Below are 14,701 nucleotides of genomic sequence, written 5' to 3'. Positions count from 1 at the left end.
ACATGAGCCGCCACACCCTGTCCGTGCTCGTCGAGAACAAGCCGGGCGTCCTCACGAGGGTCGCCGCGCTGTTCGCGCGCCGCGCCTTCAACATCCACTCCCTCGCCGTGGGACCCACCGAGCACGGTGACGTCTCGCGCATCACGGTCGTGGTCGACGTCGACGCCCTGCCCCTGGAGCAGGTGACGAAGCAGCTCAACAAGCTCGTCAACGTCATCAAGATCGTCGAGCTCGAGGAGAAGACCTCGGTCCACCGCGAGCTGCTGCTCGTCAAGGTCAAGGCCGACGACGCCACGCGCACCGCGGTGCTGCAGGTCGTGGACCTGTTCCGCGCGCACGTCGTCGACGTCTCGCCCGAGGCGGTGACCGTCGAGGCGACCGGGACCACCGAGAAGCTCGACGCCCTCCTCACCTCGCTCGCGCCGTACGGCGTCCGCGAGATCGTCCAGTCGGGTACGGTCGCCATCGGCCGTGGCCCCCGCTCCATGAGCGACCGAGCGCTCGAGCGCATCGCGCGCTCGGCCTGATCCACCCATCACCACCGCAAGGAGAAACCCATCGTGGCTGAGCTGTTCTACGACGACGACGCCGACCTGTCCGTCATCGCCAGCAAGAAGGTCGCCGTCATCGGTTACGGCAGCCAGGGGCACGCGCACTCGCTGAACCTGCGCGACTCGGGTGTCGACGTCCGCGTCGGCCTGCGTCCCGGCAGCGCCTCCCAGGCCAAGGCGGAGGAGCAGGGCCTGCGGGTGCTGCCCGTCGCCGACGCCGTCAAGGAGGCCGACGTCGTCGTCATCCTCGCGCCGGACCAGGTGCAGCGCACGCTGTACGCCCAGGACATCGAGCCGAACCTCAACGAGGGCGCGACGCTCGTGTTCGGCCACGGCTTCAACATCCGGTTCGACTACATCAAGCCGTCCGCAGACCTCGACGTCGTCATGGTCGCCCCCAAGGGCCCGGGCCACCTCGTGCGCCGCGAGTACGTCGACGGGCGCGGCGTGCCGGTGATCGTCGCCGTCGAGCAGGACGCCTCGGGCGAGGCGTGGCCGCTCGCGCTGTCCTACGCCAAGGCGATCGGCGGCCTTCGCGCCGGCGGCATCCGCACCTCCTTCACCGAGGAGACCGAGACGGACCTCTTCGGTGAGCAGGCCGTCCTGTGCGGCGGCGCGTCGCAGCTCGTGCAGTACGGCTTCGAGGTGCTGACCGAGGCCGGCTACCAGCCCGAGGTCGCCTACTTCGAGGTGCTGCACGAGCTCAAGCTCATCGTCGACCTCATGGTCGAGGGCGGCATCGCCAAGCAGCGCTGGAGCGTCTCGGACACCGCCGAGTACGGCGACTACGTCTCGGGCCCGCGCGTCATCTCGCCCGAGGTCAAGGAGAACATGAAGGCCGTCCTGGGCGACATCCAGTCCGGCGCGTTCGCCGAGCGCTTCATCGCCGACCAGGACGCCGGCGCGCCGGAGTTCAAGGAGCTGCGGGCGAAGGGCGAGGCGCACCCGATCGAGGCCACCGGCCGCGAGCTGCGCAAGATGTTCTCGTGGCAGAAGAACGCCGAGACGGACTACGTCGAGGGTTCCGCCTCGCGCTGATCCCGCGATCCGCCGATCTCGCCGATCCGGCGAGATCTCGGTTCCACGACGCGGCGTCGACCTTCGGGTCGGCGCCGCGTCGTCGTCAGCGCGCACTGCCGCCGCGCGTCTCGTGTTGAATGGCGGGATGGGTGAGGACGAGGCGATCGTGGCGTACTGGGAGTCCGTCCGGGCCAAGGCGAAGGTCGGCCGGCTGCCGGTGGTGCTCGGGCCGGGCGCGCTCGCAGCGGTCCCGCCGCCCGCGTTCCGGTTCGGTGACACCCCCGAGCTCGCGGACGAGCTCCTCCGGCTCGTCCTCGACGGCGTGAAGACGGCCACCTCGACGGCACAGGCCGAGCTCGGCCCCGACGACGCGGCCCCGGCCGCCGGTGACCTGTGGATCGCGCTCGACGGCGCCGGGCACCCGCGCGCGCTGCTGCGCACCACCGACGTCGTCGAGACGGCCTTCCGCGACGTGACGCCGGCCTTCGCCGAGGCCGAGGGGGAGGACGACCGCTCGCTGGAGAGCTGGCGTCGCGAGCGCGAGCGCTACTGGCGCCGAGTGCTGGGGGACGACCGGTTCGACGAGGACATGGTCGTGCTGTGCGAGCGGTTCGAGGTGCTGGACCCCGCGTGAGCGAACGGCACGACGGCGAGCCCACCGGTGCGGCGCGTGCGCCCTGGGACGGGCTCGCCTCCGGTTCCGGCGGCGGGGACGACGTCGCCCCTGCCCAGCGGCCGGCCGACGCGGCCGAGCACGGCCCTGACCCGACGGAGCAGATGGTCGGACCGGCCGAGGAGGCCGAGCTCGTCGAGGCCCTGAGCCGGATCGGCTCGATCCTGCACTGGCTGCGCGTCCCCGCGGTCCTGGTCGCGCTCGCGGCCGCGGCCCCGGCGGTCGCCATCGTGGGGCTCGCCCTGACCTGGCGCACGTGGCCGATGGTGGTGGGGCTCGCCGTCGGGCTCGGTGCGCTGACGGTGCACGCCCTGTTCGTCCGCTCGGCCCTCGGCACCGCGCGAGCGGTGCGGCACCCCGGCGCGCTCGTGGCGGACCTGTGGTCGCTCCAGCGCCACACCACGGTGACGGTCGGCACCGCCGCCCGCCTGACCCGGACGGTCACCGGCAGTCGGGTCCGCCTCCTCGGCCGGCTCGCCGCGATGTGGCGGATCGTCCGGGTGCCCCAGTCCGTGCTCGATCACGTCGAGGAGCTCCCGGCGCTCGGCTGGCTGCTGCCGCCGCGGGTCGTCACAACCTGGCGACGCACGCTGGCGTCGTTCTGGGTCGGTGTCGGCAGCTGGGTCCTGGCTCCGGTGCTCGCCGGGCTCGCGCTGACGCCGGTGCTCTGACGCGGCCGTCAGGTGCGAGCACGCCGCCCTGTCCGCGAAGAGATCGTCCGAATCGCGAGATGGCATGTCCGCCCGTTGGGATGACGGCGTAGCATCCCCGCCATGACTCGTGAGCTCGACCTTGCTGTGATCGCCGGCGACGGGATCGGCCCGGAGGTGGTCGCCGAGGGCCTCAAGGTGCTCGACGCCGTGCTGGCCGGGAGCGACGTGACCGTGCGCACCACGCCGTACGAGCTCGGCGCCAAGCGGTGGCACGAGACCGGCGAGACCCTCACCGACGCCGACCTGGAGGCGATCGGGCAGCACGAGGCGATCCTGCTCGGCGCGATCGGCGACCCGGGCGTCCCGAGCGGCGTGCTCGAGCGCGGTCTGCTCCTCAAGCTGCGGTTCGCGTTCGACCACTACGTCAACCTGCGTCCCTCCAAGCTGTACCCCGGCGTGCCGACGCCGCTGGGCAACCCGGGCGAGATCGACTTCGTCGTGGTCCGCGAGGGCACCGAGGGCCCCTACGTCGGCAACGGCGGCGCCATCCGCGTCGGCACGCCCGCGGAGGTCGCGAACGAGGTCAGCGTGAACACGGCGTACGGCGTCGAGCGCGTGGTGCGCGACGCGTTCGCCCGCGCCCAGGCGCGCCCCCGCAAGCACCTCACGCTCGTGCACAAGCACAACGTGCTCGTCCACGCCGGCCACCTGTGGCGTCGCACGGTCGAGGCGGTCGCGCAGGAGTTCCCCGAGGTCGAGGTCGCGTACGCGCACGTCGACGCCGCCACGATCTACCTCGTCAACGACCCGGCCCGGTTCGACGTCATCGTGACCGACAACCTGTTCGGCGACATCCTCACCGACCTCGCCGCGGCCGTGACCGGCGGCATCGGCCTCGCCGCGTCGGGGAACATCAACCCGACCGGCGCGTACCCCTCGATGTTCGAGCCCGTGCACGGCTCGGCGCCGGACATCGCGGGCCAGCAGAAGGCCGACCCCACCGCCACCGTGCTGTCGGTCGCGCTCATGCTGCACCACCTCGGCCTGGACGCCGAGGCCACCCGCATCGAGGACGCCGTCGCGGCCGACATCGCCGAGCGCGCCGGCTCGTCCGCACCGCGCACGACGTCGCAGGTCGGCGACGCGCTGGCCGCGCGAGTAGCCCGCTGAGTCGCCTGGCGCGACCCGGCGTGGCCCCGCCGCGCAGCCGCCCCCGGGCGACTCCCGCCAGGTACCTGGCGTAGGTTCATCCCCATCAGAACCGTGGAGGCTTCCGTGACCCCGTCCCCGACCCTGACCGCCACCTCCTTCGAGGTGCGGCCCTCCTCTCACCCGCGCACCGTGACGGAGCGTGGCGAGATCCTCGCCGCGCTGTCGTTCGGTACCGCGTTCACCGACCACATGGCGCGTGCCACGTGGACCGCCGACGGCGGCTGGTCCGACCGGCGCGTCGAGGCCTACGGCCCGCTCCAGCTCGACCCCGCCGCCGCCGTCCTGCACTACGCGCAGGAGGTCTTCGAGGGGCTGAAGGCGTACGCGCACCCGGACGGCTCCGTCTGGTCGTTCCGGCCCGAGGCGAACGCCGCCCGGTTCGCGCGCAGCGCCAAGCGGCTCGCGCTGCCCGTCCTGCCGGAGGCGGACTTCCTCGAGGCGATCCGGACGCTCGTGCACACCGACGTCGAGTGGGTGCCCACGACGCCGGGCTCCTCGCTCTACCTGCGTCCCTTCATGTTCGCGTCCGAGGCTTTCCTCGGCGTGCGGAGCGCGCGCGTGGTCGACTTCCTCGTCATCGCCTCGCCCGTGGGCCCGTACTTCGCCAAGGGCGTCAAGCCGGTCTCCATCTGGGTGACCGAGGACTACAGCCGCGCCCACCCGGGCGGCACGGGGGACGCCAAGTGCGGCGGCAACTACGCCGCGAGCCTGCTGCCCCAGCAGCGTGCGGCCGAGCGCGGCTTCGACCAGATCCTGTTCACCGACTCCACGGGGGAGAACCTCGAGGAGCTCGGCGGGATGAACGTCTTCGTGGTGAGCAAGGACGGCACCGCGAGCACGCCGCGCCTGACCGGCTCGATCCTCGAGGGCGTCACCCGCTCCTCGATCCTCACGCTGCTCGACGAGCGCGGCCTGCAGACGCAGGAGCGGGACATCCCGCTGGCGGAGGTCGTCGAGGGCATCCGGTCCGGCGACGTGGTGGAGATGTTCGCGTGCGGCACCGCGGCGGTCGTCACGCCGATCGGCCGGCTCGCGGGTCGCGACTTCGACCTCACCCTCGGCGACGGCGAGGCGGGGCCCACCACGCTCGACGTCCTCAACACCCTCACGGACATCCAGTACGGCCGTCGCGAGGACTCCCACGGCTGGCTCACCCGGCTCGTCTGAGGCCGCGCGTCGACCGATCGACGCGACACACGCCGTCGTGCGGCTGCCGATGGCGCAGGCGCACGACGGCGAGCCACCGCCCGCACGCACGTCACCACCGGTGTTGGTGCGCCGCCTTGGGGCCGGCGTGCTCGCCGTCGGGCCGTGCTTCACCACCGGGTGTGGCGCGCCGCCTCGAGGCCGGCGTGCTCGCCGTCGGGCCGTGCGTCACCACCGGGTGTGGCGCATCGCCTCGCGTTCGCCGAGAACGGTCTACTGCGACGAGAACGGTCCGCTGCGGGCCGTCCAGCCGGCCGGCGCGCTCGCCGGCTGATCGAGAACGGCCCACTGCGACGAGAACGGTCCGCTGCGGGCCGTTCTCGTCGCCACGGGCCGTTCTCGTCGCCACGGGCCGTACCCGGCGACCGAAGGGGTGGGCGGGTGGAGCGGGTGGGACGGACGAGCGGAGGGGGCGGGTGAGGCGGGACGAGCGGGGCGGGTGAGGCGGGACGAGCCGGGACGCGCCGACTGGCCCCGAAAAGCCCTACCCGGCCGCGGACGCCCACTCGTCGAGGGCCACGAACCGCAGCCACATGTCCTCGAACATGAGCCGCGCGTCCACGCGCGTCCACACCCGGATCTCGCGACCGTCGGGGTCGGGCACGAAGCCGCCGTCGTCGCCGATCGTGGGAGCCGGACGGCGCACGAACTGGCGCCGTCGGGTGCGGGTGTGCGCACGGCGCGCACGGACGGGTGTGGCACACTGTTGCCGTGGCACACCCCGCCCTGCTTATTACCTAGCGCGTCCGGCCCACCCGGACGCGCCGCCTCCCGTACCCCGGGAGGCTTTTGTGTGTCCGGGGGAACCCACACTCCGGGCACGGCGGACGGGAACCCCCGGTGAGGTCATGGGCCTCCGGTCACGAGCCGGCAGCGACCTCGCCCCAGGCATCACTCGAGAGGCACGTCATGACGACGCCGACCCTCGACGGCGAGACCGTCGAGATCTACGACACCACCCTGCGCGACGGTGCGCAGCAGGAGGGAATGAACCTCACGGTGGCGGACAAGATGCTCATCGCACCGCTGCTGGACGAGCTCGGAGTGGCGGTGATCGAGGGCGGCTGGCCCGGTGCGATCCCGAAGGACACCGAGTTCTTCGCGCTCGCGGCCAAGGAGCTGGACCTGCGCCACGCCGAGCTGGCGGCGTTCGGGTCGACCCGCAAGGCTGGCACCCGCGCGCACGACGACGTGCAGGTGCGCGCCCTGCTGGACTCCGAGGCGTCGATCGTGACGCTGGTGGCGAAGAGCGACATCCGGCACGTCGAGCGCGCGCTACGCACCGACGGCGAGGAGAACCTCGCGATGATCGCCGACACCGTGCGGTACCTCGCGGGGGAGGGACGCCGCGTCATCGTCGACGCCGAGCACTTCTTCGACGGCTACCGGTTCGACCCCGAGTACGCCCTTCGGGCGGTCGAGGCCGCGTTCACCGCGGGGGCGAGCGACGTCGTGCTGTGCGACACCAACGGAGGGATGCTGCCGGACTGGGTGCACGCGGTCGTCGCCGAGGTGCGCACCCGCACCTCGGGGCGCCTGGGGATCCACGCGCACAACGACTCCGGGTGCGCCGTCGCGAACTCCGTCGCTGCCGTCCAGGCCGGGGCGCGGCAGGTCCAGGGCACGGTGAACGGGTACGGCGAGCGGACCGGCAACGCCGACCTGCTCGCCGTCGTCGCGAACCTCGAGCTCAAGCTCGGGGCACGCTGTCTCGTGCCCGGCGCGCTCACCGAGGTGACCCGGATCGCGCACTCGGTCAGCGAGGTGACCAACATCCCGCCGTTCGGGCGCCAGCCGTACATCGGCGCGAGCGCGTTCGCGCACAAGGCCGGGCTGCACGCGAGCGCGATCCGCGTCGACCCCGACCTGTACCAGCACATCGACCCCACGCTGGTGGGCAACGACATGCGGATGCTCGTCTCCGACATGGCGGGGCGCGCGTCGATCGAGCTCAAGGGTCGCGAGCTCGGGATCGACCTCACCGGCCGGCCCGAGATCCTTGGCAAGGTCGTCGACCGGGTGAAGAACGCCGAGGCGAACGGCTACACGTTCGACGCGGCCGACGCCTCCTTCGCGCTGCTCTTGCAGGAGGAGCTCGACGGTCACCGTCCCGCGTACTTCCGGGTGGAGAGCTGGCGCGCGTCGGTGCTGTACTCCGAGCGGATCGGGGGCGACGGCGAGTGCGAGGCCACCGTCAAGCTGCACGCCGGCGGTGCGCGGGTCGTGCAGACCGGCGAGGGCAACGGTCCCGTCAACGCGCTCGACCACGCGCTGCGCGAGGCACTCCTGGGGACCTACCCGGAGATCGCCTCGTTCGAGCTCGTCGACTTCCGCGTGCGCCTGCTCGACACGTCGCACGGCACCGACGCCGTGACGCGCGTGCTCATCCAGACCTCCGACGGCGCGAGCGTGTGGAGCACCGTCGGCGTGGGGCCCAACATCCTCGAGGCGGCGTACGAGGCGCTCGTGGACGCGCTCGTCTTCGGGCTCGTCCAGGCGGGGGTCGAGCCGCGCTGAGGAGCGGCTGGGCCGGCCCGCACCGGCGCTGCCGGTCCGGCTGCTGCCCGCGCGGCTGACGGGCTACAGCTCGTCGCGCGGCACCTGGTCGACGACGAGGCGCACGCGGGCGGCCTTGCGGCTCAACTGCTTGCGCATCGCGATGATGGCCTGCTCCACGTCGTCGTCCACGAGGTCCTCGACGATCGTCACGTGCAGCACGACGGGGTGGTCCTGCGGCGCGTCGGCGGGTGCGGGGGAGTCGGGCCCGACGGCGAGCTCGAGACCCTGCTGCACCGCGGTCCGCAGGTCGTCGGCGACCGGGGCGTGCGACAGCGCGACCTGCTCGATGCGGACGACGACGCCGCCGACCCCGCTGAGGTTCGGGTTCCACGCCGCGACCGGGGTCGGCGCGCCGTCGGCCGACGGGACCAGGTCGCGTGGTTCGCGCGGGGGCTCGAGGTCCTGCTCGCGCACGGGCTCCGGCTCGAAGTCCTGCTCGAGCGGGCTCTCACCGGGCTGCGGCTCCGGCCACGGGGCTATGTCGAGTTCGGGCTCGGGCTGCGGCTCGGGTTCCGGCTGCGGCTGCGGCTCGGGTTCCGGATCGGGTTCGGGTTCTGGCTCGGGCTCGGGGGTGGGTTCGGGCTGCGGCTCGGGTTCCGGATCGGGTTCGGGTTCCGGCTCGGGCTCGGGTTCGGGTTCCGGCTCGGGTTCCGGTTCCGGTTCCGGTGCAAGCTCCGGCTCCGGCTCGGGCACCGGAAGAACTGCCTCCTCGACGGGCTCGGGCTGTGCCTGAGCCTCGTCCTTCTTGCGACGCCACGGGAACCATGCCATGGCCCCAGCGTGGTGGACGGGGAGCCGATCGGCAACGCGCCGCGAGGTGCGCGTCGTGCGATGTTGCTCTCAGCCGCACGAGTGGCGGCCCGCGACGAGACGAGCACCACCCCTGCGGGAGGGCTGAGGGGGTCGGGGATAATGGCCACGTGCATGGTGAGTACAAGGTGCCCGGAGGCAAGCTCGTCGTCGTCGACCTGACGACATCGGGGGAGGGGGACGACGCGGTTCTCGCGGACGTCGTCGTCTCGGGCGACTTCTTCCTCGAGCCCGACGACGCGATCCTCGACATCAACCGCGCGCTCACCGGCCTGCCGGCGAGCACCCCGGTCCAGGCGATGGCTCAGGTGGTGGCGCGCGCCGTCGGCGACGACACCGTCATGGTGGGGTTCAGCCCCGAGGCCGTCGCGATCGCGGTGCGTCGCGCCCTCGGCCACGCCACGAGCTGGCACGACCACACGTTCGAGGTCATCCGCGGTGAGGCCGAGCTCCCGTTCATGCAGATGGCCCTGGACGAGGTGCTCGCGCAGGCGGTGGGCGCCGGGACGCGCGGCCCGACGCTGCGGTTCTGGGAGTGGGAGCGCAACGTCGTCGTCATCGGGTCCTTCCAGTCGATGCGCAACGAGGTGGACCCCGACGGCGTGGCTCGCCAGGACGTCACGGTCACCCGGCGCGTCTCCGGTGGCGGCGCGATGTTCATCCAGCCCGGCAACACGATCACCTACTCGCTCTACGTGCCGGCCTCGCTCGTCGAGGGCCTGAGCTTCGAGCAGTCCTACGCGTTCCTCGACGACTGGGTGCTGGCCGCGCTGCGCGACCTCGGCATCCAGGCGACGTACGTCCCGCTCAACGACATCACCTCTCCGGCGGGCAAGATCGCCGGCGCCGCGCAGAAGCGGTACGCCTCCGGCGCGGTGCTCCACCACGTCACGATGTCCTACGACATCGACGCCGACGCGATGCTCGACGTCCTGCGCATCGGGCGCGAGAAGCTCTCGGACAAGGGCACCCGCAGCGCGAACAAGCGCGTGGACCCGCTGCGCAGCCAGACGGGCCTGCCGCGCGCGGAGATCATCGACTCCTTCGCGGCCACGTTCGCCTCGCGGCACGCCACCGTCCCCGGCGAGATCACCGCGGCCGAGCGCGCCGAGGCCGAGCGCCTGGTCGCCACGAAGTTCGCCACCCCCGAGTGGTTGAATCGGGTGCCATGACGCGCCCGCTGTGGCTGACCGGCGATCCCGAGGCCGACGCGCTCCTCGAGCGCGACCCGTTCGCCCTGCTCATCGGCATGCTCCTGGACCAGCAGGTCGCGATGGAGACCGCCTTCGCCGGTCCCGCCAAGATCGAGCAGCGGCTCGGCTCGATCGCCCCGGAGGCGATCGCGGCCGCCGATCCTGAGGCGTTCGCGGAGCTGTGCCGCACGCCGCCCGCCGTGCACCGCTACCCCGGCTCGATGGCGGGCCGGGTGCAGGAGGTGGCGCGCGCCGTCGTGCACCGCTACGACGGCGACGTCACCGCGATCTGGACCGACGCCGACGGCGCCACCCCGGACGCCGCGACCGTTCTCTCGCGGCTCAAGGCACTTCCGGGGTTCGGCGACCAGAAGGCGCGGATCTTCCTCGCTCTGCTCGGCAAGCAGCGCGGCGTGACTCCCGCCGGGTGGCGCGAGGCTGCCGGGGCGTACGGCGAGGAGGGCTCGCGGCGGTCCATCGCCGACGTCACCGACGCCGACTCGCTCCTGCAGGTGCGGGCGACGAAGCAGGCGGCCAAGGCGGCGGCGCGCGCCGCGAAGGGCTGACTCCCGGCCCACGGGAGCCACGGCGGCGCCGGACGTCAGCGACGTCGGCGCAGCGGCGCTAGACGGGTGTCACCGCGACGGACACCGTGATCTCGTGCTGGTCGTACTCGTCCAGCACGAGGAACGACGAGCCGGCCGGGAAGGTCGCCTCGAGATAGGGGTCGTACTCGGTGCCACCCTTCTCGCTCGCGGCCTGCGGACCCCGGTCGTCCGCGAGCGTGGCGCGCCCGCTCGGGAAGTACGTGAGCCGCGCGTCCTCCCAGTCGCCCGAGGCGCGCACGTCGAACGCGACGCGCTGCTCGGCGTCACCGGTCAGCCGCAGCACCGTGTATCCGCCCGCGGGGATCGTCACGTCGGTGGTCTGCCCGACGGCGACGTCGACGGCCTCGACGGCGTAGATCGCCACCTCCGCGGAGGTCGCCACGCCGTCGTGCTCGGTGACGGTGAGGGTGTAGGTGCCGGCCTCGAGCTGCACGAACCCGGCCGGGTCGGACCAGGAGCCGCCGATGATGCCGGCGAGGTCGTTGCCGCGGTCGTCACCCGACCACAGCACGGTGCCGTCGAGGCTCAGCTCGGCGGCGACGTCCTCGGCCGCCGCCGCGGTGAGGAGGTACGAGCCCGCCTCGGGTACCTCGATCGCCACGAGGGCGGACCCGCCGTCGGGGACCGAGACCGTCGCGGGCGAGCCCGGCGAGGCCTGGCCGGCGGCCACCCCGGGCGAGGACCCGGCGGAGGGGCCGGCGGCGGGGTCGACCGCCGGGCCCTGGTTCACTAGGGCCGCGATCAGCGCGACGACGATGACGAGGACGGTGACCGCACCGCCGGCGATCCACCAGCCGAGCGCGGACCGGCGCCGGCGCGGGCGGGCTCGCCCGGGGATCGTGATCGCCTCGGGCTCCCACGTCGAGACGATGCGCGGCTCGTGGCTCGCCCGCAGATCGGCGTCGGCGAGGTAGGGGTAGTCCTCGACCGCGGTGTCGGAGCCGTGCGTACGCACCGCGACCGGGGCGAGCGGCTGGACGTACTCCGTCCACGCCTCGCCGTCCCAGAACCGGACCTGGCGCTCGCCCTGGGGGTCGGGGTACCACCCCGGGTCGTTCGTCAGCACGGCCTCATTCTCCCCCGGAAGTCGGACCGGCGGCTCGCTGGGCCCGCGGGCCGGGCGGTGCGACCGGCCGCTCGGCCCGCCGTCGCTCGCCTCAGGCCTGCCACGGACCCAGACTGACCGGTCGGACGACGAGCTCCCCGGCCGCGTCACTCGCGTCGAGGTCCACCTCGAGCACGAGGCGCCAGTCGCGGTCGCCCGAGGGGTCGTCGAGGATCTGCTCGAGCCGCCGCACGCGGCCGTAGTCCTCCAGCAGCACGAGTGCTGCGGACCGGGCGGCGCCGTCGGTCGCGAGGTGGTCGTACTCGGCCCAGTACGGCTCGAGCTGGTCGCGCCAGCGCTGCGCGTCCCAGCCCGCCGCGCCGTCCAGCGCGCCGAGGGCCGCGTAGTCCTCGCGCGCGAGGAGCTCGACCCGGCGGAATGCCGCCCCGCGGGCCGCGACGCGGACCGCGCGCTCGTTCGCGGAGAAGGGCGGCGGGGTCTCGGAGTCACCGAACCGGCGCTCGGCGCGCTCGACCTCCTCGTCCGTGAGGCCGTCGGCCGCGTCCGCGGACGCACCGGCGAGCGCCTCCCACTCGTCCAGCAGCGAGGAGTCCACCTGCCGCACGACCTCGCCAAGCCAGGTCACGACGTCGTCCACCTCGCTCGTGCGCCACGCCTCCGGCACCACCTGGCGCAGGCTGCGGTAGACGTCCGTGAGGTAGCGCAGCACCACGCCCTCCGAGCGCTGGACGCCGTACCGCGAGACGAGCTCGGAGAATGTCATCCCGGTCTCGACCATCTCGCGGACGACGGACTTGGGCTCCAGCTCCTGCTCCGCGGCCCACGGGTTCGCGCGCACGTACGGCGTCCAGGCCGCGCCGAGCAGCTCGGCGAGCGGCTGGGGGTAGGTGACGTCCTCGAGCAGCTCCATCCGCTCCTCGTACTCCAGCCCCTCGGACTTCATCGCGGCGACCGCCTCGCCGCGCGCGGCGTGCTGCTGCGCCATGAGGACCGGCCGCGGCCCCGGCGTCGTCGCCTCGACCACCGACACGACGTCGAGCGCCCGCGCGAACGGCTCGGCGTCGGGGTCCAGCAGGTCCAGGGCCGCGAGGGCGAACGGGGAGAGCGGGGAGTTGAGGGCGAACTCGTCCGGGACCTCGGCGACCAGGCGCACCGTCGGTTCACCGGGCGCGACCCGGCTGCGCGGGGTGTGCTCGACGAGGCCCGCGGTGCGCAGCGACCGGTAGATGCCCACCGCGCGCCGCACGAGCGGGTTGGCCGCGCGGTGCGGCTCGTGGTTGTCGGAGAGCAGGCGCCAGGCGCGCGCGACCGGGTCGCCCGGGCGCTCGAGCACGCCGAGCACCATCGCGTGCGTGACCGCCAGCTGGCTGGTCAGCGGCTCGGGCTCGGCGTCGCGAAGCCGCTCGAACGTCTTGTCCGTCCAGTTGACCTGCCCCTCGGGCGCCTTCTTGCGCACGATCTTGCGGCGCTTGCGCTCGTCGTCGCCCGCCTTGGCCAGCGCCCGGGCGTTCTCGATGACGTGGTCGGGCGCCTGCACGACGACGTCGCCCACGGTGTCGAAGCCGGCCCGGCCTGCGCGGCCGGAGATCTGGTGGAACTCCCGCGCCGTGAGGTGACGCTGGCGGACGCCGTCGAACTTCGTCAGGCCGGTGAACACCACGGTCCGGATGGGCATGTTCACCCCGACGCCGAGCGTGTCGGTGCCGCACACGACGCGCAGGTGACCGGCCTGGACGAGGCGTTCCACGAGACGCCGGTAGCGCGGCAGCATGCCCGCGTGGTGCACGCCGATGCCGAGCCGCAGCAGCCGCGAGAGCGTGCTGCCGAAGCCGCCGGCGAACCGCTCGCCGGCCAGCGCTTGCGCGATCGCGGCGCGCTGCTCCTTCGTGGTGACCTGGATCGACGTGAGCGCCTGCGCCCGCTCGAGCGCCGCGGCCTGCGTGAAGTGGACGACGTACACCGGATCGCGCCGGGTGCCGAGCAGCTCCTCGATCACCTCGGTGAGCGGCTCGAGGGAGTAGCGGAAGGTGAGCGGAACGGGTCGCTGGGTGTGCGCGATGACCTGGGCGCCGCGGCCGGTGCGGCGGGTCAGGTCCGCCACGAGGTCGGTCATCTCGCCGAGCGTCGCCGAGAGCAGCACGAACTGCGCCCCGGGCAGGTCCAGGAGCGGGATCTGCCACGCCGAGCCGCGCTGCGGGTCGGCGTAGAAGTGGAACTCGTCGGCGACGACCACGAGGTCGGCGTCGTTCTCGGTGCTCGACGGCGTGGCGCCCAGCTGGCCGCGCAGCGTCTGGGCCGCGAGGATCTCGGCCGTGCAGCACAGGATCGGCGCGTCCGGGTTGATCGCGACGTCACCGGTGATCATCCCGACGCATCCGGCGCCGAACGTGGCCGCGAGGTCGAAGAACTTCTCGCTCACGAGGGCCTTGACTGGGGCCGTGTAGTACGTGCGTGCGCCGCGGGCGAGGGCCGCCGCGTGCGCGACGACGGCGACCAGGCTCTTGCCGCTGCCCGTCGGCGTCGCGAGCACGACGTGCTCGCCCGCGACGATCGCGAGCGCGGCCTCCTCCTGGTGCGGGTAGGGCGTCAGCCCGCGGGCGGCCGCGTAGGCCTCGAACGCCTCGTACGTCGCCTCGGGGCTCGTGCCCGGAGGCAGGGCGAGCGGGTGGGCGGGGCTGAGGACGGTCACCGCACGACCGTAGTTCAGCCCCGCCGCGGGCGAGTGCTACTGCCCGTCGCCACCGCCCCCGATGTTGAGCATCCACGTCACCCCGAACCGGTCCACGAGCGAGCCGTACTCGTCGCCCCAGGGCGCCTTCTCGAGCGGCTGCTGGATCGTGGCGCCCTCGGCGAGCCGGTTCCACTGCTCGTGCATCGCCTCGGCGTCCTCCGGCCCCCCGAACAGGGAGACGTCCACCGACGTGCCCTCGGGCTGCGCCATGAACGACGGGGTGTCGGCACCCATGAGGACGGCGCGGCCGTCGACGGTGATCTGGGCGTGCATGAGCTTGTCGGCGTCCTCGCCGCCCATCCCGAACTCCCCGAGGGTGGAGGAGGTGAGCTCGCCACCCAGGAGGTCGGCGTAGAAGGTCATCGCCTCCCGCGCCTGGCCGCGGAAGTGCAGGTAGGGGTTGATGTTGGTGGCCACGG

At 73.1% G+C, this 14,701-nt stretch carries 14 protein-coding genes; 9 read left to right on the top strand and 5 right to left on the bottom strand.

The features are described 5' to 3' along the window. Positions 1-2: 2 nt before the first annotated feature. From ilvN to AC3AQ1_RS03570, 6 genes are all read left to right on the top strand, one after another. A complete protein-coding gene (gene ilvN, locus AC3AQ1_RS03595; protein WP_108717851.1) occupies positions 3-527 on the top strand; it encodes an acetolactate synthase small subunit in 525 nt (174 codons plus the stop codon). A 33-nt stretch (positions 528-560) separates the two neighbouring features. Beyond that, positions 561-1,589: a ketol-acid reductoisomerase gene (gene ilvC / locus AC3AQ1_RS03590; protein WP_108717850.1), complete on the top strand. Its 1,029-nt coding sequence runs from the start codon at positions 561-563 to the stop codon at positions 1,587-1,589. Positions 1,590-1,716: 127 nt separating this feature from the next. Further along, positions 1,717-2,205: an ASCH domain-containing protein gene (locus tag AC3AQ1_RS03585; RefSeq protein ID WP_108717849.1), complete on the top strand. Its 489-nt coding sequence runs from the start codon at positions 1,717-1,719 to the stop codon at positions 2,203-2,205. Next, on the top strand, positions 2,202-2,915 hold the full coding sequence (locus AC3AQ1_RS03580; RefSeq protein WP_108717848.1) for a hypothetical protein: 714 nt from the start codon (positions 2,202-2,204) through the stop codon (positions 2,913-2,915). Before AC3AQ1_RS03585 ends, AC3AQ1_RS03580 begins: the two co-directional genes overlap by 4 nt. A 102-nt stretch (positions 2,916-3,017) precedes the next feature. After that, positions 3,018-4,067: a 3-isopropylmalate dehydrogenase gene (locus AC3AQ1_RS03575; protein WP_108717847.1), complete on the top strand. Its 1,050-nt coding sequence runs from the start codon at positions 3,018-3,020 to the stop codon at positions 4,065-4,067. 105 nt (positions 4,068-4,172) lie between these two features. After that, on the top strand, positions 4,173-5,276 hold the full coding sequence (locus AC3AQ1_RS03570) for a branched-chain amino acid aminotransferase (protein ID WP_108717846.1): 1,104 nt from the start codon (positions 4,173-4,175) through the stop codon (positions 5,274-5,276). Positions 5,277-5,799: 523 nt separating this feature from the next. On the opposite strand, the gene AC3AQ1_RS03565 is transcribed toward AC3AQ1_RS03570, so the two are convergent. Next, positions 5,800-5,961 carry a hypothetical protein gene (locus AC3AQ1_RS03565; protein ID WP_159096362.1) on the bottom strand — a complete coding sequence of 54 codons (162 nt, stop codon included), beginning with the start codon at positions 5,959-5,961 and terminating at the stop codon, positions 5,800-5,802. Positions 5,962-6,224: 263 nt separating this feature from the next. Between AC3AQ1_RS03565 and cimA the strand changes: the two genes are divergently transcribed. Continuing rightward, entirely contained in the window at positions 6,225-7,832 is a 1,608-nt protein-coding gene (gene cimA, locus AC3AQ1_RS03560) for a citramalate synthase (protein WP_108717845.1), read from the top strand. Between the two features lie 63 nt (positions 7,833-7,895). Here the strand turns inward: cimA and AC3AQ1_RS03555 are convergent, their stop codons facing one another. Beyond that, a complete protein-coding gene (locus tag AC3AQ1_RS03555; protein ID WP_199916522.1) occupies positions 7,896-8,645 on the bottom strand; it encodes a hypothetical protein in 750 nt (249 codons plus the stop codon). A gap of 149 nt (positions 8,646-8,794) precedes the next feature. On the opposite strand from AC3AQ1_RS03555, the gene lplAB reads away from it, so the two are divergent. Together lplAB and AC3AQ1_RS03545 are read left to right on the top strand one after the other, a co-directional pair. Further along, positions 8,795-9,856 (top strand): lipoate-protein ligase LplAB, encoded by a 1,062-nt coding sequence (lplAB, locus tag AC3AQ1_RS03550; protein WP_108717844.1) that lies wholly within the window; start codon positions 8,795-8,797, stop codon positions 9,854-9,856. After that, entirely contained in the window at positions 9,853-10,443 is a 591-nt protein-coding gene (locus AC3AQ1_RS03545) for an HhH-GPD-type base excision DNA repair protein (protein WP_108717843.1), read from the top strand. Before lplAB ends, AC3AQ1_RS03545 begins: the two co-directional genes overlap by 4 nt. A gap of 58 nt (positions 10,444-10,501) precedes the next feature. Here AC3AQ1_RS03545 and AC3AQ1_RS03540 read toward each other — a convergent pair whose 3' ends face one another. The 3 genes from AC3AQ1_RS03540 to AC3AQ1_RS03530 all read right to left on the bottom strand — a co-directional run bounded on the left by AC3AQ1_RS03540 (position 10,502) and on the right by AC3AQ1_RS03530 (position 14,699). After that, positions 10,502-11,551: a DUF2510 domain-containing protein gene (locus AC3AQ1_RS03540; protein ID WP_159096361.1), complete on the bottom strand. Its 1,050-nt coding sequence runs from the start codon at positions 11,549-11,551 to the stop codon at positions 10,502-10,504. A 91-nt stretch (positions 11,552-11,642) separates the two neighbouring features. Then, positions 11,643-14,240, bottom strand: coding sequence for a DEAD/DEAH box helicase (locus tag AC3AQ1_RS03535; protein WP_108717841.1), 2,598 nt, complete (start codon positions 14,238-14,240; stop codon positions 11,643-11,645). 36 nt (positions 14,241-14,276) lie between these two features. Next, positions 14,277-14,699 carry a VOC family protein gene (locus tag AC3AQ1_RS03530; RefSeq protein WP_108717840.1) on the bottom strand — a complete coding sequence of 141 codons (423 nt, stop codon included), beginning with the start codon at positions 14,697-14,699 and terminating at the stop codon, positions 14,277-14,279. Positions 14,700-14,701: the final 2 nt, after the last annotated feature.

This window comes from Miniimonas sp. S16 (genome assembly GCF_057748195.1).
Note: the sequence above shows the minus strand (reverse complement) of the source record. Positions and strands in the feature narration are given on the sequence as shown.